The organism is Pseudoalteromonas sp. P1-30, assembly GCF_001400005.1.
GTDB classification, from domain to species: domain Bacteria; phylum Pseudomonadota; class Gammaproteobacteria; order Enterobacterales; family Alteromonadaceae; genus Pseudoalteromonas; species Pseudoalteromonas atlantica.
The window spans coordinates 113,804-135,014 of record NZ_LKBC01000005.1 but is presented as its reverse complement, the minus strand read 5'-3'; the positions used below and the strand labels follow the sequence as shown (position 1 = coordinate 135,014).

Below are 21,211 nucleotides of genomic sequence, written 5' to 3'. Positions count from 1 at the left end.
TAACCACACTTCATAGGCTCTGCCTTGCCTAAAAACCAAACATACTGCTGCAAACTCAATTATTAAAGATCAACACGCCCTACTCAAATAAAGCAGCGAGGTGATTCTCGCTGTTTATTTTTATCGGGCGATTACTATTTATGGCTAAAAATTCGCGCTAATAAGTCTGTATAAATGGCCTCAATTTTAAGTAAATCATCAACCGGAACATGCTCGTTTACCTGATGAATAGTACTATTTTTAACGCCGCACTCAATAACTTGGGTATGCTGGTTTGCAAAAAATCGGCCATCAGAAGTACCGCCACTGGTACTTAACATGGGGTAACTCCCTGTTTGCGCATAAATGGTGTGCTCTAACTGCTGCAATAAACTCCACCCGTTTGTTGGTGCCGTATAATAGGGCTCACACGCTCGCTCCCATTCAACCTCCAGGTGCTGGGCGTATTCACTCAGCGCCGCTGATATACAGTGCTTTATTGCATTGCTTGTATAACCATGGCTATATCGCACATTAAAGGTAATTTCGCATTCACTAGGCACTAAATTATCAACAACATTTTTTATATTAATGCCGGTCACTTGCAAGGTGGTTTTAGAGCTTGGCTCATCGTCAGGCCATGTTAAATTACTTAAACAATTTACAATATTACCCGCAATATGCGCAGCATTTATAGTGTTCTGTGGGTAGGCAACATGTCCGGCCTTGCCGTGTACTTTTATACGAGAAGAAATAGCGCCTCGGCGACCATTTTTAATTGTATCGCCTACGTGTGTAGAGCTTGTCGGCTCACCAACAATACAGCCATCAAGTTGTATATTATTTTTTGCTAAACGCGCGGCTATTACCTCTGAGCCAAATTCGGCCTCTCCTTCCTCATCGGAGGTAATAAGCCAATAAAAACGCCCTTTTTTACTTTTAGTATCTTTTAATAGTGCCTTAGTAGCACCAAGCATAGCCGCCACACCGCCTTTCATATCGGCAGCGCCGCGACCATACACGGCATTATTAATAATATTGCCAGCAAAAGGCGGGCTTAGCCAGTTGCCCGACTCGGCAGGCACAACATCAATATGCCCAGAAAACGCAACACAAGGTCCTTCTTGTTCAAAACTAACGTAGGCAATTAAATTGGTAACGCCTTCACAAATAAACTGCTCACAGTTAAAGCCAAGCGCAGTTAACTCATTGCTAAGCCAATCTATGGCACCGCCTTGATTAGGCGTTACAGACTCAAACCTAATAAGCGTTTGCGTATTTTTTACCACCGCGCTTAAAGGTTTACTTACACTGTTTTGCGATACTTTTGCAACAGACATAACAACACACTCAATAACCATAAGAAAGATTATTAAAGCGCGAGAATATGACCAAATAATGGCAAAGTTAATACAGTGCGATGACCGTTAAATACATAGCTGTGTCAATTAATTAAAATACTTTTTGCACTGACTTTAATCTAAATCAAGAAAAGGGTTCACATACTTCAAACATTTTTGAAACTTTGATCTAGAACAGGTTTTCAACGCTCGGAGATTGTAATAATAGCGTCAATCATAAAGTAGTTATTGGAGCACAACATGAAAACCCAAATCAGCATTGCATTACTTACCTCTTTACTTGCTATTACCCCTGCGGCACACGCTAACCTTAGCGTTAATGTTGGCGCTATTAATGTAAATCCAGATAACAGCAGCTCGGCAATTAACGAAGCGCCAACCCTGGGTCTAAAAGGCGACTCTGACACGCAGCTAGGTATTACAATCGATTATGCATTTAACGATAAGTGGGTGGTAGAGCTTATTGCCGCTACGCCGTTTTCGCACGATGTAAATGGCGCAGGTGGGTTAGCTGGCAATAAAATTGCCGACATCAAACAGCTTCCGCCATCATTGGTTGCGCAATACCACTTTTTAGATACAAGTTACGCGCTACGCCCGTTTATTGGTGTAGGGTTAAATTACACCACCTTTTTTGACGAGCAGCCTTCTCAAGCGCTAAAAGCAACCCTAGGCACTGACGATGTTGAAGTAAAACTCGATGATTCGTTTGGCTTTATTGCACAAGTAGGCGCTAACTATAAAATCGATCAACATTGGGGGCTACATGCCATGGTATCAATGATTGATATAGATACCGATGCCACAGTGTATGCAAACGGTGCAAAAGCCCTTACATCAACCGTTGAGCTTGACCCTGTCGTTGCCATGTTTGGTGTAAGGTACAGCTTTTAATTAAGTTTGCAGCGCCTATGTTCTATGTGTTTAAGGCCGAAAGGCCTTATTTTATAAAAATTATTTAGGAAGGTTATTCACCTTTTTTTGCTCAAGCATTTCTTTCCAGTGCATAATTTCGCTTGGTAAAATAGGCGCTACACCATCAAACTCGGCTACTTCAAGCATTTCTTCAATACTGACAATGCCTTTTTTGTTTTTAAACACACCGCGCACATACGCTATAGCGTGCAGGCCACGCGCAGAATGAAACTTTTGTTCAATGTAAAAATATTTATGATCCCACCCCACCAGCTTGGTACTAATGGTATAACGCTGCATAGGTTTAATATCGCGAATATAAGTTATGGCTGTAGCATTAACAATAGGAAACCAACGGCGCTTCATTACTTGTTTTAATAGACCAATTCGCTCAATCATCCAAGTGCGCGACAAGTCCATCATAGCCAAATAACGCGAGTTTGTTAGATGCAGGTTTATATCGCAGTCTGTTGGCAGTGCTTTGTAATCAATATCAACAGTATCAAGTAACTGTTGGTAGTCGCGGTTGCGCTTAATTTTAAAAAATAATAAAAGAAGTCTAATATATAAGTTCACGAGAAGGTCTTACCAGTATAAAGTTAACTCAGTGTAACATAGCCACATGTTAAGGCGAATGTTCTGTTTTAATCTCAAATTATAAATATAAAAAAGTCATAGTATGAAATATAAATTAGCGACACTTTTCACAACCAGTTTATTATGCATTAGCACCTGCGCACTAGCCGATTTTACAATTAAAGGCCCAGGTACGGTAACTTACCCAACAGGTATAGAAAAAACCTTTAATTTTGGCTTTGCATGGCAGCAGCAGCTTGGTAAATTTTCGATAGGTAGCAAAAGCTACGATATGTCGCAATTACCTAACTCATACTCGGTAGCAATCACTTTAGCTAAAGACGATAGCCAAGTGTGGGTACAAGAGTTTAATAATGGCTTTATTGAAGCGTTTGATTGGCAAATAGGTAAACATACTGTCAGTTTAAAAAAGCAGCAATTTAAAGACCCCGTAAAAGGCAATTACGTGATTGAGCTGAATGGCCGCAGTTACTTTTTTACTCGTAATAACGCAAGCATAGTGATTAATTTTGATGAAAATGGCATAGAAACTATCGCCATTGATGGGGTTACTAAAAACATGGGCACTAAGAGCTAGTGCCCAGTAAGCCGGCTATTAAACTTTAACAGTTTTGCGGTTAATACCGTAATCTCGTAGTTTATTTGCCACTGCAGTGTGGCTAAGCCCTAAACGCTTAGCTAATTGTCTTGAGCTTGGGTAAGCCGGATACAATTTGCGTAGCAAGGTTGCTTCAAAACGTTTTACAGCTTGATCTAACGACCCTTCAAAATCTGACTCTAAGTAGCCTAAATCGTGGGTAAATGTGGGCAATTGCAAATGCTCTACACGTAGCTCGCTATCATCAAGTAACGACACCGCCCGATAAATTGCATTCTCTAGCTGGCGCACATTACCTGGCCACGGGTATTCTTGTAAAAAGCGTAAGCACTCTTGTGATAAAAGCGGAATTGCGTGGCCGTTTTGCTGTGCGTACTTTTGAATAAAGTGCTCGGCTAATGGGCCTACATCAGCTTTACGGTCTCTCAGTGGTGCAATCTCTAATGTGAGTACATTAATTCGATAGTATAAGTCTTCTCTAAATACGCCCTCTTGCACCATCGCGGGTAAATCTTTTTGTGTGGCTGCAATAATACGCACGTTTACTTTTACTTCGTTTTCGTCGCCCACTTTTCTAAATGTGCCGTCTTGTAAAAAGCGCAGCAGCTTTGTTTGTAGCTGTGTAGACATTTCGCCAACTTCATCTAAAAACACAGTACCGCCATCGGCTTGCTCTAGTACTCCGCGTTTAGGTGCGGTGTTTTCTTCATATCCGGCGTAACCAAATAATTCAGATTCAGCCACATCATCAGGCAAGGATGCACACGAAAGTGCAATAAACGGCTTAACCGAACGATTAGAGGCATAGTGGCAAGCACGAGCAAGGAGCTCTTTACCTGTGCCAGTTTCTCCGGTTATTAAAATGGGGGCTTCTAGCTGCGACATTTTTCGTGCTTCGCGCACTACCCGGCGCATAGCAGTACTAAAGTTATGAATAGTTGCAAAGCTTTCTTGCCCGTAACGTCTAAAGGCACTGACCTGCTGACCAAGGCGGCTTTGCGATTTTATATTTATAACCGCACCAGCTAACACGTCACCTTCACCACCTTGCGGGACGGCAATCGGTAAAATATCGGCAATAAAGTCTTCACCAGCAACATCTACCCGGGTTGTTTGTCCAAGTACTTCTTTGCCTTCTAACCAACGCGTAAAGTTAAACCCTTTTAGTAGGTTATTAATATTAGCCCCTACTACTTCTTTTTCGCTCAACTGTAGGTCTTTACAGGCAGCGTCGTTACACAAGCGTACCCACCCTTTTGCGTCAATCGAAATAACCCCATCGGGAAGTGCACGCAGCAGTGTATTTAATTCGTTATGCTCTCGCTCAGAGGGTAAAAAGGCGGTTGTGCGAACATCATGTACGCCATCAATCAAACGAATGGAAGGCATAATTTTTTGAAATTGCTCAAATTCAATTTCAGGAAAGCTTACATACATACGGCAATTTACCGAATCAACCTCAATCCCTTTTAAGTCAACATCGTAGTTTACTAAAATATTTAGGATCTCTTGGGCAATACCTACACGGTCGGCACAATGAATATCTAGACGCATACATCCTCGAATAAGGAAAAACTATATTAGCCGAATAATACGCTAACTCCGTTATTCAATACAGTAAATTGTAAACAAATTTGGACAAACCACCGCCTTTATCGCTGTAAACTCACGCCTATAAACATCAAACTGTAATAACGTGTAGCTTAAAACTAAAAAACGCAGCGTGTAAGCTGCGTTTTAAAAGGGGTTGTGCATATATGCTATTAATTTTGCGGGTATGGGGTCCAGTCTCCGCCATCTAATTGAATATAAGGGCGCTTATTAACATACATCATTATTGTATCGGCGTTTTCGGCTACTTTAGGTGCGCGAGGCAGCGTATCAACTAGGTCGGCAATATTGCCATTACCTGCAAAAAAGTTTGTGCTAAGCACGCCACTAATTAGCTCCGATAAACCAAAGTAACTTGTTGATTCGCTTACAAGCGTTTGTGAATAGCTTTGTACATTTTTACCAATAAACTTAATCGCCACCGGAACAGATACAATACTTGGGCTTGGTATCTCACGAAGCCCAGCAAACTGCACTTTATCGCCTTTTAATGCTGCGCCGTGTTCAGGTACTATCATCAGCATGACATTACGACCACGTTTTTCTAGGTTTTTAATAAACCCGTTAATATCGTTAAATAAGTTTTTATGTCTAATTGGGTAACTTTCAAGGCTACTCATGCGGGCTTGATTCGCTAGTTGATTGCCATCATGCAAACTGGTGGTGTTGTAATACATAGCACATGGCGCGCAGTCTTCACCTTTTTCATTTAACCATGAGTTTAGTACTGCCCCGTCTGAATAAATAGGCTTGTTGTCAAACCCATATTGAGCAACAGGTAAGTTAGTTATATCGTAAGGCTGCTCATCTATTTTACCAAACTTTTTCACCAAACCTTTAAACTCATCAAAGTGGCCGTCGTGGTTCATTACCACATTGCTTTTGTAGCCTAAGTTTTCTAAATTTTTAAACAAGTGACACTGCTCTGGCGCATTTTCAAATAAGGCAGTTTGGCTTGTTTGACCACAGCTTGCTCGTAGCAGGCGAATTGCAGCAGGTCCAGAGTAAGAAGTAGCCGAATTAAAATCAGAAAACACCACATCAAAATCGCTATATAAATCATCAAGGCTTACGCCAATGGCCTCTAGATCAGCCACGGCCATCGAGCAAATATTTAGTACTATGACATCGAATAACTCGCCATTATATTGCTGAGGGAATTGGCTTGCTAGCAAACTTTGCTGCTGATAAAACTCTTTTAATTGCTGATCAGGCGATTTTGCTTCTTGCGTTACCACTTGTGCTTGTGCACGAGGCGCTGCTGTTTGAACATTATTAGCCGCCACAGGCTGTGTAATTAAATTATCCTCGTTGTTTGTGCCCTGCCAAGCTACAAACATAAGCCCAACTATTGTTACGGTGGTAAAGCGTATCCACTGTGAGCAATACCAAAAGCACACAGTAATAACAAACAGTGCCAATAACATATCAACATTAATAACACGCGCCATGAGCTCTAAAAAGTAGCCAAAGCTAAAGTCTTGCACGTTACCAGCTTGGCGTGTTAAACGGTCTATAGGGGGCAACCACGAATCTTTATAAAGTAAAACAATGGCCATTACTGCGCCTAACCAATGTTTGGCTTTATTTAGTAAAGGGTGCGTGTAAGAAATAGCAAAAAAAGCAGCCAGCGCAGCATTTGCTAATAAGCCAAAGTCGATTGCACCATAATAAAAAAGTGCAAACTTAACTAAAAAGTAGAGGTTCCACACCCCTAAGCCTGATAATTTCACTATTTACCCTTCTTTATTCTATTTGGTTTGTAAGGTTCGAGTACTTCATGTTTAAACGTAAGCTGAGCATAGTATTTTTTTATTTTTTTCAGTATCAACGACCCCGACATACATAAAAATACGCCAACTAGCATCGCTAAAATTGCTGTAATCAATAATTGATTAATACTCATACGTTACTCTTTATAGCCATTTTAAACGGCACAGCATCTGCGCGCTCGTTTTTAGTAAACTCCGGTGTTTCTAAATCAGCTGCAACATTTGGATCTATTTTTTGCGAAAATTTATAGCTTTCATTCTCTTTTAATTGGGCAGAGTAATCGGTTATATCTTGGCCCGCATAATAACGCCTAAGCTGTTTACATTCTTGCTGAATATAAAAATGATCGGAAATAATATTTTGCTGTGCAAAAAAATCGTTTGTTTCTAATTTAAACAAGTGCTTTATCGCATTGTTAACATCATTTTCGCGACACGCATGTAAATACAAATACACGGTGTTTTCTACCAAACTGAATACGTCACCTTCTCGCTTTATATGAAATAAATGCAAAGGGTGGATTGGGTCAATCCGAGGCAAAAGCTCTAATTTAACCAACACCCCGCTTACCCCTAAATTTACAGCTGAGTCGCTGTGAACTTCTACCTGTTTGGTAAATTCTATAAAAGGCAGGTAACCTTTAGAAAAGGTATTTTCGGTAAATTGAAGTACATGTTCAATAGAAGGCGGTAACGGTCTTGAAAATTGAAACCCTTGAATTGACTGCACCTGTGAGAGCAACCTAGAAGGCTCTGAAAAACTATACAAAATTAGATTAACACCTAAGGTCAAAAATAAGCATTCATCTTGATGGCGGATCACCCCATCAACGTTCTGAATCACTAATTTAAGCCAGCGACCACAGTTTTTTCTCAGCTCAAAACATTGCTTGGCAAGCAAGGCTAAATCGGTATAGCGCGAAACTGCAAATACCAATGTTGCCGCCTCTAATTTAGGGCCTTTTGAAAAAAGCGCATTGTTGTCTTTTATTATTTTATATTTTGCAGGAAGCTTGGTCCCTTCAGGAATAGCTCCTTGTACAATCCACACGTCGTCTTCATCTGCAAATACACCCGATGTTGAGGCTTGTTGTTCCGTAATACTATTTTGCTGCACTTTAAAGCAGCCATTTTCAATCATTAATGGATACTGTACAGAGGCGATGATACCTGTACTGTGATGCCAATAATCGTACTCTATTACGCGCACTGTTGAATCATTTTCAACATATACCAACCCGTCGAGGTCCGAATTTAACCGCCTTAATAAAAAGCGATAGTTAGTCACCTCAGGGCCAGAAACTAAAAATAAGACGGTCGCTCCTGATTGTGTACTAAATTTTTTATAGGTCTGAACACTTTGAATCAGTTGCTTTTGATCCAATGAGGCTAAATCAGTCGTACTAAAGTGAACAATGACTAATGCATTATTTAGCTGTTTATAAGCATTTAGCTCTTTTAGGGTATTGTTAATTATTTGTTTCTTTGGCCAGTCGCGTGTATCTGCCGAAAACCTAAACGGATGCACTTTGTGTTGGTCAAATGCATGATTTAATGCATCGCTATAAGGGCCTTCAAAAAATGTTTCTATTTGAGAAGAAACAATATAAATATCAGAGGCTGAGGGTTTATTAATTGCATGTAATGCCAGTTCAGTAGCAAAATTGTCTAAAGGGGCTAAAATTGCATATAACGATGCAGGTTTTAGCTCTGCAGCAGAGGGCTGCAAGCCTGAAATGTTAAAGTTTTGCACTGAATTTAGCCTATAAAAAATACTTTTTTACTAGTTTTACCCGCTATTCTATATATAATAGACAAATATTGTCCACTTTAAATAAAAATAATAAACTTCACTATAAAGGCAACAATGCGTAATTTAACGACAAAAAGCTCTGAAACCTTAACATCAAATGACATTGAGAACCTTGCACGGCGTTTTGGCGGCAAAAGTGAAGATTACGTTGAAATTGTTAATAAACAAAAAAATAAACAAACAATAGAAAAATACGCATTACTGAACGAAATACACCGTGCAGTAAATGCGTAAGTAGTAATTGAAACGACAGGTAAACAACCCCTTGCAAAGAATTTTTCTAAAAGGCATTAAAGGCGGCACTGGCGCTACTTCTATGGTTGCCAACTTAGCCTGCGTATTAAAAAAGTCGGGCTCTGACGTTATTGCTATAGATTTAGATTCTAAAAGCGATTTGGGCCTGCACTTTGGCCTGCCTTGGCAGTACAACCACGGCTGGAGTAACGAGCAGGACTTTGAACAAGCCCTTGAGCACTTTCATCAAGATAGTGATGGCATAGTATTTTTACCTTTTGGCGATAAAAGTGTTAGTACCGCCGCGTTATTCGACTTTATTAACAATTGCAATAAACTGGATTATAACAATAATGCTTGGCTTCTTTTTGATTGCCCTGCACATATTGATATCACCCACTATCCGCTCGATAAAAACGACATAGTGATTGAAATAGTTAATTGTGATGCTATTTGCCACAGCTTAATTTATAAAAAACTACAAACGTTAAAACACACTGACAACCAGTGGAAACACTTCTTTTTAGTCAATCGTTATAACTCTGCATCAACACTTGAGTTTGACCTGTTTTCTTTATGGCAATCTACCTTGCCGCTTATGGCGCCCTTTTTTATAAATAGTGATGAAGTAATTAAAGAGTCTACAGCCTATAGAAATGTAGCGCTTAATTGTGCGCCTTACAGTGTTGCTAACGATGACTTTGAAACACTTGCCGGCTGGCTTGTAAGTAAATCGGCCCTGTAGTTATGAGCTTTTCTTTATTTTATAAGCGCCCAATACACAGTACTTTGTATTTACTGTTAAGCATTATTTTTACTGAAAAACTTGTACGTTATATTTTATTTAAGTTTCATAGTTATTTTAACCAGCACAAAGTAAACGTAATAGAAGCCTTTTTAATGCCTTTTATTACGCTGATTAGTTCATTGTTTATCAATATAAAAGACCACAGATTTAACTTTGAACTTATTTTATATGATTACTACCCGCATCTTCGCTTGCCGTACCGCACGTTTATTTACTCAAACATTTTGCGCTTTATCATTCAAAGCGTTTATTTGTTATTTTTTAAATACAAACCTAAAAATAGCTCTGTTAGGGAGCGGCTATCAAATCAGTTTTATAATGGAGTAAGTTATTCACTTAAACAGTTGCGTTGGTTTGACTTAAAGCTAGGTAGATTACTAAAGCGTTTGTTATCAAAAAACGTTAAGGGTCCTAAAAAAAGCGCTTTTAAAACCATGGCTGACGCTAAGATTTGGCAAAATAAACTAATAAAATATGTGGTTGTAGCCTTTATATTGTTTTTACTGGCTATTTTTATAACCATTCCGTTTAGCCTAGAAGCGCAAGCCGTGTTTATTAGTTTTATTTTGATAGTGGCATACGGGCTCAAGCGCGTTAAAGGGCAAATGGCCACCATTGTAATGATCACCCTATCGGTAACCACTTCATCGCGTTATTTATGGTGGCGCTACACAGAAACCCTCAATTGGGATGACCCTGTTGCGCTTACGTTAGGCGCAGGCTTGCTGCTGGCAGAAACCTATGCGTGGCTAGTGCTCATTTTAGGCTTTTTTCAAACTATAAACCCCCTTGAGCGTAAACCTGTTCCGTTGCCAGAAAACACTGACTTATGGCCAACAGTTGATGTATACATTCCTACTTATAATGAACCATTAAGTGTTGTACAACCTACCACGCTTGCGGCGATGAGCATTGATTGGCCTGCTGATAAGCTCAACGTGTATATTCTTGATGATGGCAAACGCCCTGAGTTTAAAGAATTTGCTCAAAAAGTGGGGGTGGGTTATTTAACACGACCCGATAATAACCACGCTAAAGCCGGTAATATGAATAGCGCCATGCGCTACACTAACGGCGACTACATTGCTATTTTTGACTGTGACCACGTACCTGCCCGCTCATTTTTACAAATGACCATGGGGCAATTTTTAAAAGACAGCAAAGTATGTTTAGTGCAAACACCGCATCACTTTTTCTCAGCAGACCCCTTTGAGCGTAATTTAAATAACCACAGCCAAATCCCTAATGAAAACATGCTTTTTTATGGGTTGATCCAAGATGGTAATGACATGTGGGATGCCACCTTCTTTTGTGGCTCATGCGCTGTTTTAAAACGCGAAGCACTCGACAATATTGGTGGCTTTGCATTTGAAACGGTAACCGAAGATGCCCACACTGCTCTGCGTATGCAACGTGCCGGTTATAAAACCGCTTATATAAATATCCCACAAGCTGCAGGGCTTGCCACCGACAGCCTCTCTGCACATATTGGCCAGCGTATTCGTTGGGCTCGGGGTATGGCGCAAATATTTAGGCTCGATAACCCAATTTTAGGTAAAGGGCTCGATATACCACAGCGCCTGTGCTACTTAAACGCCATGCTGCACTTTTTATCGGGCATTCCGCGTATTGTATTTTTAACCGCGCCACTGGCGCTCATATACTTTAATGCTTACATTATCTATGCGCCGTTTTTAGCTATTTTTATTTATGTAGTGCCTACACTCATACAAATAAAAGCGACCAACTCACGAATTCAGGGTAAATATCGCTACTCTTTTTGGGGTGAAGTATATGAGTCTGTTCTTGCGTGGTACATATTAAAGCCGACCACCGTTGCGCTAATAAACCCTAATAAAGGTAAGTTTAACGTAACAGAAAAAGGCGGCTTAAATGATAAAGAACATTACGATTGGGGTATATCTAAACCCTACTTGGTACTTTTACTCATAAACTTAGTTGGCATGCTTGTAGGTGTTTTACGCTTAGGCTTTGGCGATCCGAGCCAAGTGGGCGTTTTGTTAATCAGCATGGGCTGGGCAATTTATAATATTATTATTTTAGGCGCTGCGGTAGCCGTTGCTGCAGAAGCTAGGCAAGTAAGGCAGTCTCACCGTATTAAAGCAAACTTTCCGGCGGGCGTGCGCTTAGCAAATGGGCATACGTTAAAAGTTAAAATAACCGATTACTCAGATAATGGAGTGGGCATTGAAACAGAGCACGCTCATTTATGCCGAGTAAACGACAAAATAGAGCTATTAATGAGCCGCGGTAATAAACAGTTTTCATTTACAACGTATGTATGTAACACCCGAAACAAACAAATAGGCTTAACGTTAAAAGATCTCTCGCTCGAAAAGCAAAAAGCATTTATACAATGTACTTTTTCAAGAGCGGATGCGTGGCTTGACTGGCAAAATAATTTTCGTCATGACCGCCCTTCATATAGCTTTAAAGAAGTACAAAAAACAAGCCTAAGAGGATTTAGCAATTTATTGTTTCATGCTCCTAAGCCATTACAACCCTTTGTAAAACTAATGACAAAAATTGTTGTATATATAAACTCTTTCACCCCTAAAAAACCAATAGTGCATTATAATTATGATTAAAAATTTGCTTAATACATTTCTAATACTGTTTTTAACATGCAGTGCTTACAAAGCATGTGCTATTGAGCCAATGCACGATAAATCTGTGTTTATAAATGGCTACCCAGAAAGCGCCAACGTGTCTAGTTTAAGATTAGACTTTGCTGCTTTAGGCTTTGATGGCTACAAGCTTGATGGCATAAACAACAACTCAAGAGTGGATTTTACCAACCGCATTGATAAATTAAGCACCGATTTACAGCTTAATTTTTCGTACACAAACTCGCCATCATTGATTGCGAACGTGTCGCATTTAAAAGTGTATTTTAATGAAAACTTAGTCACTGTACTGCCCATAAATGAGCAACTAAGTGTGGTTAAAAATACCGTTAACCATAGCCTAAAACTCAATGCTAAGTATGTACAAGACTACAACCAAGTACGGTTTGAGCTTGTTGGTTATTATGATTTACGTTGCCAAGATTACTTTAGCCGCTCTATTTGGACCGAAATTAATAAATCGAGCAATATCACGCTCAATCAAAAGCAACTGGCAATAGATAGCCGTTTAGAATATTTACCAGAGCCCTTTTTTGATGCCAAAGATTACAATAAGTTAAGCTTACCGTTTGTGTTTGCAAAAACACCTAACACCAAAACGATTGAAGCGGCTGCGACTCTTTCAAGCTGGTTTGGCGCGCAAGCTGACTGGCGTGGTGCTGATTTTCCGGTGGTGATTAATAAATCATTAGATACGCACAGCGTGGTTTTTATTACCAACGATTCAAAGCCTGACTTTTTAAAAGACTATCCCGATGTGGAAAAGCCAACCGTTGAGATTATTTCAAACCCACTACATAGATACAGCAAAATGTTGCTTATTTTAGGGCGTGATGAAGACGATTTAAAAACCGCCGTCACGGGATTGGCCTTTGGCCATAAAGTCATGACCGGCAGAACCGCTAGCATAGAAGCAATTAACCAACTACCGCTTCGCAAGGCGTACGATGCCCCGCGCTGGTTACGCGCTGATAGAGCAGTACACTTTGACGAATTAATTGATTTTGACAATCAGCTACAAGCACAAGGGCTAAATAACGGACCCGTAAAATTAAACGTGCGTTTTGCTCCAGATTTATTTACTTGGCGAGAAAAAGGCATCCCCATTACATTGCAATATCGCAGCACACCCGAGAGCGAGTCTTTGGACTCTCGGTTAAATATGTTGATTAATCAAAAGTTTATTAGTGGATATTTGTTAGATAACGACGACTCTACACTCAATACTACAAAAACATTATTGCCACTTATTGCCAATACCGATACTACACAAAACACAGAAAACTTTTCACTTAATGGCATAAACTTAGCCACTCGGAACGAGCTAAACTTTGATTTTAGATTTGATGCGATGAAAAAAGGTGAGTGTGCAATAGCACCACCTGGTGGTGAGTTTGGTGTTATTGATGGTAATTCTAATATTGATGTAAGTGGCTTTGATCATTACATTGCCCTGCCAGATTTAAATGTATTTGCGAACAGTGGCTTCCCGTACACCAAATATGCCGATTTACAGCAAACACTTGTACTAATTGACCAGCAACCTTCTGCAAAAGCGTTAACTTTGCTGTTTAATCTTACCGGTCATTTTGGCGCAATAACGGGGTATCCAACCCACAGAATGACAGTGGCCCATTTAAATGAAAATGTTGATTTAGACGACAAAGATATTTTAGTTGTTGCAAAGCCTGGCAGCACAGCTCAGCAACTAGATGAAGATGCGCATACAAACGTACTTTTAACGAATAACCAACGTGAAATAAAGCAAGCAATTTACAACGGTGCATACGATGAGCAAGCTACAGATAAAATACAAGTAAGTGTAAAAAGTAGCGGAGATATGGCGGTAATTACAGCTTATCAATCTCCTTTTGATTCTGAACGCTCTGTTGTATCACTTAATGCCACCACTGAAAAAGCATTTGGCTTAATTGATAAAACCCTTATGGACTCACAGACATTAAGCCAATTAAAAGGCAGTGCTGCGGTTATAAACTCACAAGGCGTTAAAACAATAAAAACCGAAGAGCAATACTTTGTCGGTCATATTCCTGTACATACGCTGGTGTGGTTCCATCTATCTGACCATCCATTTATTTTAGCCCTGCTTTCTATATTAACGCTGTTACTAATTTCATTTATTTTATGGCGATTACTACAAGTACTCACCCATAAGCGTTTAGCTGAAGGAGATGAATAATGACATTACTTAACCGAGCATTATTAGTAGCCGCTTTTTTAAGTTTTTCTGTGTCAGCGCAAACGCAGCAGTGCGAGCCTTGGCAGGGGTGGCAAGTATTTAAAAATCACTTTATTAGTGATGACGGTCGCGTAATAGACCTAGGCTCAAAACAAAATATTACCACCTCAGAGGGGCAATCATACGCACTATTTTTTGCGCTAGTAGCAAACGATAAAGCCGCGTTTGATACCATTATAGATTGGACGCAAGACCATCTCTCTGAAGGCGATTTAAGTACACGTTTGCCTGCATGGCAATGGGGTGAAACAGGCAATGATACCTATGGGATTATAGACTCAAACCCAGCATCAGATTCTGATTTATGGATAGCATATAGTTTATCGCAAGCAGCTATTTTATGGGACGACCGCCGCTATAGTATTTTAGCTGCTGTATTAGCGCAGCGTATTATGCGAGAAGAAACCGCCTATATTTCAGGGTTGGGGCTTACTTTATTACCCGCCCCTGCTGGGTTTGAATTTGAAAATAACACCTATAAACTCAACCCTAGTTATTCACCGTTATTTATTTATCAGCAATTTAGCAAATTATACCCGCACTCACCTTGGCAGCAATTACATGAAGCGTCTGCAAAGCTTATTTTGGATACCGCTAAAAACGGAGTGAGCCCTGATTGGGTGATGTATAGCCCAGCAAAAGGTTTTTATTATGATAAAAAAGCAACCGATTTAGGCAGCTTTAATGCCATTAGGGTTTACTTATGGGCCAGCATGATGGCGAACGATGCGCCTTACAAAGCACAGCTAAGCGAGCAGTTTACCTCTTTTGTAGAGGCTATAAACAGCCGTGGCTACGTTCCTTTAAATACCTATGCTCGCTCTGGCAAAACCCAAAAGCGTGGCCCATTAGGCTTTAATGCTGCCCTACTGCCCATGCTAAAAGAAAAAGGCGATGATTCTTTGGTTATGGCCATTCAACAAAAGTTAATGGTCGATAAGTCATTCACACAAACACGCTATTACGACAGTGTATTAAATCTGTTTGGTAGTAGTGCGCTTAATAAGCGCTTTTCAATAACAGCAGACGGGACGCTCAAGCCAAGGTGGAGCACTGAATGTCGTTAAAATGGGCTGTTGTTTGTACGTTAGCAGTCAGCGCAAGTGTGCATGCTAAAACAAATAATGACATTGATACACACTCTGTTGAGTGGCTTTTAAGCCAAATCAATATTGGTGAAGTGCAAGAAAATAAAGATTTAATTGCCGATAGCTTACAAAAGTTATTGGCCATTGCCCCTAATCGAATAGAAAGCCAGTGTGCGCTTGCTCGTTTTGAGTTTGCCAATGGTAAGGCTATACAAGCAAATAAAATTTTAAGAAAAATTGACGGTAACAACACACGTACCCACCCTTGTGTAAAACAGTTACGATTAATTGCTAGATTAGAAAACGAAGACAAAGCAGATATACAACAAGCTAAATTACTTGCCCGTGCGGGACGTTACGAACAAGCGCGATTAATTTACAGCAGGCTTTTTAAAAACACCTATCCAAGCTTAGCGTTTGAGCTTGAGCATTTAAGTTGGTATGCACAAGAACAAAGCCAATGGCAAAATGTAAAAAAAGGCTACGAAAGGCTACTACGCAGTTACGAGAACATCGGCGCGGTAGATATTGCATATGCGCGCCACTTACTCAGAAATAACCCCACTGATAGCACCGCGCTAACTATTTTAAGTAAATATGGTGCCACCTCTCGCTACAGTAATGAAGTAGAAGCAATCTGGTTAGGTGCTTTATCTAACATGCAATTAAATAGCGCTACAGAAAAGCAATTTCAGCGCTACTTTAGCGTGTATCCGTTTAGCAGCAAAGGCGAATTACAGTATCAAGATTTCAAAAAAGATTTAAAAGCGCGACAAAAATTATTAGCTAACCCGGCCTACCAACTATGGCTTAAAGGTGAGGCGTTACTTGAAAAAAACAAGCTCGTTGCCGCAGAGCCGCTTTTACTAAAAGCGCTCAAAGGGCGCCCTAACGATGGCGCAATTATGCGCAGCCTTGGCACCCTTTATTTGCGTATGGGTAAAAATCAAACGTCTTATAATTATTTTACTAAGGCGTATTCGCATACCGCCGACTTTGCCGAGCGAGAAACGCTAAAAGATTTAGCCGCCACAGCGAAGTTTTGGCTTTACATACGCCAAGCTAAAGAAGCCATTAATAATAGCCAGTTTAAAACGGCGTTGCTTAAATTAAATTTAGCCGACACACTTGAGCAAGACCCTGCTAGCGTTTTGTATAACCGCGGATTGTTACAATTTGCTCAAGGTAATTATTCACAAGCGGCCGCTATTTATCAAACCGTGTTAAAAAATGATCCGCTTAATAATGGCGCTCTAACAGGGTTATTAGAAATTGTTGAATTGGATAACAATGAGCAATCGTTAATCAAGTTTTATAATGCTTTATCTCAGTCTCAAAAAGCACAACTTAAACCTGTGTATGCGGCAACGTTAAGTAGCCAGCTTCGCGAAAAAGCACGCCAATATAGTGATGCAGGCGATACAGAGCTTGCTGAGCAAACCTTAAAAGAGGCAATTGAACTGGCCCCTGAGCAGCCTTGGCTTTATTACGATTTAGCGTTTATTTATCAACAAAACGGGTTAACTCAAAAGGCAAAAACGTTATTTAATAATGTGCTTTGGCAGTTTCCGCTCAATCCACAGTTACGTTATAGCCATGCTTTATTTTTACGCTCAATTGATGATTATCAAGGCGCTTTAAACACCTTAGAGTATGTGCCGGTTACTGATCGAAATGACGACATAATTTCTCTTGAGCAACAGCTTAGGCTTAACGAGTCTCTTCGACAAAGCGAGCGACACTTAAATACCAAAAATAGAACCACGGCTATTTTTCATTTAAGTAATTTAGAAGCGCAAAATTTAACTCCAGTAATGAAAGCCGAACTATCGCGTAGCTGGTATCAAATAGATGAGAAAAAACACGCTCTAAAGTTAATTAATAACGCATTAAATACTGAGCCTACTTTATCACCTTACTGGCATATGCTTTACGCGCAGTGGCTATTAGAACAAAACGAGCGCCCTGCTGTAGAACAATGGTTTTCTCATTACAGCTTGCCAAATAATGTAAGTGCTGGCGAAGTAGAACAGTACGTCAATTTATACACCACGTATATTAATCAGTATTACGAAGGTGGCGAATTATTAGCAAAGCTTAACCAGCTTGATCAAAAGTACCAAAGTACACCCGCCATCACCACGGCATTAATAAATGCTAATTTAGCTCTGGGGCAGCAAGAGTCAGCAATTATTGTTTATCAGCAAAAACTGAAAAACAATCAGCCAATTGAACCTCAAGCAATGCTTGCAATAGCAAAAGCTTACAGAGAATTAGGTAACGACTTTCAGGCAAAAGAAGTTACTGAGCGCGCAATAACGCAAACAGATGATCAGCAAGCCTACTTACAACGCCAAATAATGGCCTCGTTAAATGACTTTAATTACGCAGGTGATGCTTTAGTTTTAGCCAATCAATTAATTGCTAAATCACCCTATGATAAAGAGCTTAGTTATTTGGGCGCTGAAGTTGCTCGAAATTTTAATGAACAAGACCAAGCTAAGCAATGGTATTTAAAAACGCTATCAAGCGAGCAACGCCTAAACGATGAATCGTTTTACAAACAAATTGCTAACATAGATGAAAATGATGCGTGGTATATTAATGGCGCTAAACGCGAGCTTATAAATGAGCTAAGCAAAAACCAAGCATACATTGCTATTGGGGTAAACTTTAGTGGCCAAACAAGCACCGAAAGCGAGGCGACTCTTGGCGCAGGCTTAGTACCTATTGAAGCCTACTTTCCACTTTGGCAAGGCCAAGGGTTTATTAAAATAGACCCAACCACTATTAGCGCACAAACAACTCGCTTTGATGAGCAATTTGCTGGTAGCCGCTACGGCCAAGGTGCACTTTGTATATTTACCTGTGCTATTGATGAAGTAAGCCCTGAGCAAGATGGGGTCGACATAGGTATTGGATGGCAAAATGAAAATTGGCGTGTTGATGTAGGCACGACCCCACTTGGCTTTTTAATTAAAGACATAGTATGGGGTGTAAATTACGCCAACAGTATTGGCGACTTTGGTTATAGCCTAGAGCTCGAAAAACGCCCTGTAACAAGCTCCGTGCTTTCTTATGCTGGGCTTGAAGATATAAATACCGGTGAAATTTGGGGCGGCGTGCGCTCAACAGGCCTAACTGCCAACCTATCTCATGACTTAGGTGGCGATTGGGGCTTTTGGTCAAGCGCCGACTTTACGCTCTATAAAGGGCAAAATGTTAAAGATAACCAACGCTATAGAGTAATGGGCGGGTCTTATTATCGCGTTATTAGTAATCAAGAACGCGAATTTACCGTCGGCGCAAGTCTATTACATTGGGCATATCAGTATAATTTAAGCGAAGAAACATGGGGCCACGGCGGTTACTATAGCCCACAAAACTACGTTGGGTTGTCGGTGCCTTTAAGCTACGATGCGCGCTGGGGCGATGATTTTGTTTATCGCTTAAAAACGGGGATTTCGTATTCGCAAACAAAAACCCAAGCCATTGATTTTTATCCTAACGACACTGACTTGCAGCTACAAGCCTACGATAGAGAAGCGATTACCGGGGTAGACCCAGTATTTGAGAGTGATGACAGCTCTGGCGTGTCATACAATCTTGAAGGGAGCTTTGAGTACCGTATAACGCCACATTGGTTTTTTGGTGGTTATTTAGCCATCGATCGCGCTGACTTTTACGAACCAAACTTTGGCCAGCTCTATATTCGCTATTACTTCAATCCTGTGTACGGGACGTTAGAGTTTCCTGGCACCCCAATTATTCCCTATGCAGACTTTTAACGCAGTGCAAGGTGATACATCGCGAATGCTTCCCCTCGCACTAAGGTATATGTATACTTGAGCGCAATTGTAACTAGGATAAGGGTGTGTCTCTTACCTTGTGGTGTTACTACCATTTAGCAAATCATTATCTTAGCTACAAATAATATACAGATGGTCGAGCGTTTTAGTGCCCCATGGCACAAAACAGCTAAAGCAAAAAATTATAAGGCCATTACAACAATTCTTAAAGTTAGGAAGTAAATATGAGTTCAGCTCCAGATAGTGGTTGGTTTGGCCACCCTAAAGGACTTTCGACATTGTTCTTCACTGAGATGTGGGAACGAATGAGTTACTACGGCATGCGAGCGATGCTCGTATTGTTTATGACAGCAAGCCTACAAGAAGAAGGCCTTGCCTTTACTGTTGCATCAGCTGCTGCAATTTACGGTTTATACACAGGTGCCGTTTATTTTTTAGGCTTACCGGGTGGTTGGCTAGCGGATAGATTATTCGGTGGTCAAAAGGCCGTATGGTACGGCGGTATCATCATCATGTGTGGCCATATTATTTTGGCCGTGCCTCATGAGTATTCATTTTTTATTGGTTTGATCTTTGTTGCTACAGGTACTGGTTTGCTAAAACCAAATATCAGCGCAATGGTAGGCCAGTTATACAGCGATGCTGATGAGCGCCGTGATGGCGGTTACGCTATATACTACATGGGTATTAACTTAGGTTCTTTAATTGGTTACTACGTATGTGGTTACTTTATGGAAAACGTAGGTTGGCACTGGGCATTCGGTGCAGCTGCTGTGGGTATGGCTATTGGCTTAATCCAATATAAGCGTACGCTTAACAACCTACCAGAGCACAGTGCATTACCGGCTAACCCATTAAGCGCTAAAGGTGCATCTCGTGCATGGTTTGGTATTGCTGCTTTTGTTGTTATTGCCGCTGGTGTGACCGCTGCAGCAATGACGGGCGCAATTATTATTAACCCAACTGTTGTAGCAGGCTACACAGCTGTTGTGTTTACTATTATATTCTTTATTTATTTCGGGGTTATTTACTTTACAGGTAAATTAACAGCGGGCGAAAAACAAAGAATGTGGGCACTATTTTTAGTGTGTGTTGCCTCTGCGTGTTTTTGGTCTGGCTTTGAGCAAGCGGGTTCATCACTTAACCTATTTGCCCGTGATTACACAGATCGCCTTATTGGCACTTTTGAAATTCCGACTACGTGGTTCCAGTCGTTAAACTCACTATTTATTATTGCTTTATCGCCATTTTTTGCCGCGCTTTGGATTAACTTATCTAAAAAGATGGTATCGCCGACTTACAGCGTAAAATGTGCAATGGGCTTAATTATTATGGCTTCTGGCTTTTTAGTTATGTTTATGGCCGCTCACTACGCAGCTGAAGGCTTAAAAGTAGCGCCATACTGGCTAGTAACAACCTACTTTTTACATACAGTGGGAGAGCTTTGTTTAAGCCCTGTAGCATTAAGTGCGGTAAGTAAACTTTCGCCACGTCGTTACACAGGCCAAATGATGGGTGTATTTGTATTAACTTATTCAATTGGTAACATTATTGCTGGCTTACTGGCTGGTAACTTTGATCCAAATAACGTTGAAGAAATCCCTAACTTATACTTACAAATTGCCTTATTTAGCATTGGCGTAGGTATTGTTTTAGTGCTTATGAGCTTTAAAGCGAAAGTATGGGAAAAACAAGGCCTAGAAGAAAAAGCTGCATAA

General features: G+C 40.4%; 14 protein-coding genes. 9 read left to right on the top strand and 5 right to left on the bottom strand.

Annotated features, from left to right (window positions below):
- Positions 1-134 precede the first annotated feature (134 nt).
- Positions 135-1,319, bottom strand: coding sequence for a succinyl-diaminopimelate desuccinylase (dapE, locus tag AN395_RS10960; RefSeq protein ID WP_054983066.1), 1,185 nt, complete (start codon positions 1,317-1,319; stop codon positions 135-137).
- 261 nt (positions 1,320-1,580) lie between these two features.
- Between dapE and AN395_RS10955 the strand changes: the two genes are divergently transcribed.
- Positions 1,581-2,234, top strand: coding sequence for an OmpW family protein (locus AN395_RS10955; protein WP_004588347.1), 654 nt, complete (start codon positions 1,581-1,583; stop codon positions 2,232-2,234).
- 60 nt (positions 2,235-2,294) lie between these two features.
- On the opposite strand, the gene AN395_RS10950 is transcribed toward AN395_RS10955, so the two are convergent.
- A complete protein-coding gene (locus AN395_RS10950) occupies positions 2,295-2,831 on the bottom strand; it encodes a thioesterase family protein (RefSeq protein ID WP_004588346.1) in 537 nt (178 codons plus the stop codon).
- Between the two features lie 103 nt (positions 2,832-2,934).
- On the opposite strand from AN395_RS10950, the gene AN395_RS10945 reads away from it, so the two are divergent.
- Entirely contained in the window at positions 2,935-3,429 is a 495-nt protein-coding gene (locus AN395_RS10945; RefSeq protein WP_054983023.1) for a hypothetical protein, read from the top strand.
- An 18-nt stretch (positions 3,430-3,447) separates the two neighbouring features.
- On the opposite strand, the gene tyrR is transcribed toward AN395_RS10945, so the two are convergent.
- From tyrR to bcsE, 3 genes are all read right to left on the bottom strand, one after another.
- Entirely contained in the window at positions 3,448-5,004 is a 1,557-nt protein-coding gene (tyrR, locus tag AN395_RS10940) for a transcriptional regulator TyrR (RefSeq protein ID WP_004588344.1), read from the bottom strand.
- A 209-nt stretch (positions 5,005-5,213) separates the two neighbouring features.
- On the bottom strand, positions 5,214-6,794 hold the full coding sequence (gene bcsG / locus AN395_RS10935) for a cellulose biosynthesis protein BcsG (RefSeq protein WP_004588343.1): 1,581 nt from the start codon (positions 6,792-6,794) through the stop codon (positions 5,214-5,216).
- A gap of 169 nt (positions 6,795-6,963) precedes the next feature.
- Positions 6,964-8,586 (bottom strand): cellulose biosynthesis protein BcsE, encoded by a 1,623-nt coding sequence (bcsE, locus tag AN395_RS10930; protein WP_054983022.1) that lies wholly within the window; start codon positions 8,584-8,586, stop codon positions 6,964-6,966.
- Positions 8,587-8,700: 114 nt separating this feature from the next.
- On the opposite strand from bcsE, the gene bcsR reads away from it, so the two are divergent.
- From bcsR to AN395_RS10895, 7 genes are all read left to right on the top strand, one after another.
- Positions 8,701-8,880 (top strand): BcsR/BcsP family cellulose biosynthesis protein, encoded by a 180-nt coding sequence (gene bcsR / locus AN395_RS10925; protein WP_004588341.1) that lies wholly within the window; start codon positions 8,701-8,703, stop codon positions 8,878-8,880.
- 31 nt (positions 8,881-8,911) lie between these two features.
- The gene (gene bcsQ / locus AN395_RS10920) at positions 8,912-9,625 is read left to right on the top strand and encodes a cellulose biosynthesis protein BcsQ (protein ID WP_004588340.1); all 714 of its coding nucleotides are present in this window, start codon (positions 8,912-8,914) and stop codon (positions 9,623-9,625) included.
- Positions 9,626-9,627: 2 nt separating this feature from the next.
- The gene (bcsA, locus tag AN395_RS10915; RefSeq protein WP_054983021.1) at positions 9,628-12,297 is read left to right on the top strand and encodes a UDP-forming cellulose synthase catalytic subunit; all 2,670 of its coding nucleotides are present in this window, start codon (positions 9,628-9,630) and stop codon (positions 12,295-12,297) included.
- On the top strand, positions 12,290-14,536 hold the full coding sequence (gene bcsB / locus AN395_RS10910; RefSeq protein WP_054983020.1) for a cellulose biosynthesis cyclic di-GMP-binding regulatory protein BcsB: 2,247 nt from the start codon (positions 12,290-12,292) through the stop codon (positions 14,534-14,536). The genes bcsA and bcsB overlap by 8 nt, the downstream gene beginning before the upstream one ends.
- Positions 14,536-15,663 (top strand): cellulose synthase complex periplasmic endoglucanase BcsZ, encoded by a 1,128-nt coding sequence (bcsZ, locus tag AN395_RS10905; RefSeq protein ID WP_095206647.1) that lies wholly within the window; start codon positions 14,536-14,538, stop codon positions 15,661-15,663. The genes bcsB and bcsZ overlap by 1 nt, the downstream gene beginning before the upstream one ends.
- Entirely contained in the window at positions 15,654-19,472 is a 3,819-nt protein-coding gene (locus AN395_RS10900) for a cellulose synthase subunit BcsC-related outer membrane protein (RefSeq protein ID WP_054983018.1), read from the top strand. The genes bcsZ and AN395_RS10900 overlap by 10 nt, the downstream gene beginning before the upstream one ends.
- Before the next feature lie 245 nt (positions 19,473-19,717).
- Complete coding sequence (locus AN395_RS10895) at positions 19,718-21,211, top strand: peptide MFS transporter (protein WP_024032295.1); 1,494 nt, start codon at positions 19,718-19,720, stop codon at positions 21,209-21,211.

Bases quoted from the DNA above. Each gene is read 5' to 3' on its own strand.
- bcsB (WP_054983020.1), top strand. From the start codon at position 12,290: ATGATTAAAAATTTGCTTAATACATTTCTAATACTGTTTTTAACATGC.
- AN395_RS10945 (WP_054983023.1), top strand. From the start codon at position 2,935: ATGAAATATAAATTAGCGACACTTTTCACAACCAGTTTATTATGCATT.
- bcsZ (WP_095206647.1), top strand. From the start codon at position 14,536: ATGACATTACTTAACCGAGCATTATTAGTAGCCGCTTTTTTAAGTTTT.
- dapE (WP_054983066.1), bottom strand. From the start codon at position 1,319: ATGTCTGTTGCAAAAGTATCGCAAAACAGTGTAAGTAAACCTTTAAGC.
- bcsR (WP_004588341.1), top strand. From the start codon at position 8,701: ATGCGTAATTTAACGACAAAAAGCTCTGAAACCTTAACATCAAATGAC.
- tyrR (WP_004588344.1), bottom strand. From the start codon at position 5,004: ATGCGTCTAGATATTCATTGTGCCGACCGTGTAGGTATTGCCCAAGAG.
- AN395_RS10900 (WP_054983018.1), top strand. From the start codon at position 15,654: ATGTCGTTAAAATGGGCTGTTGTTTGTACGTTAGCAGTCAGCGCAAGT.
- AN395_RS10955 (WP_004588347.1), top strand. From the start codon at position 1,581: ATGAAAACCCAAATCAGCATTGCATTACTTACCTCTTTACTTGCTATT.
- AN395_RS10895 (WP_024032295.1), top strand. From the start codon at position 19,718: ATGAGTTCAGCTCCAGATAGTGGTTGGTTTGGCCACCCTAAAGGACTT.
- bcsA (WP_054983021.1), top strand. From the start codon at position 9,628: ATGAGCTTTTCTTTATTTTATAAGCGCCCAATACACAGTACTTTGTAT.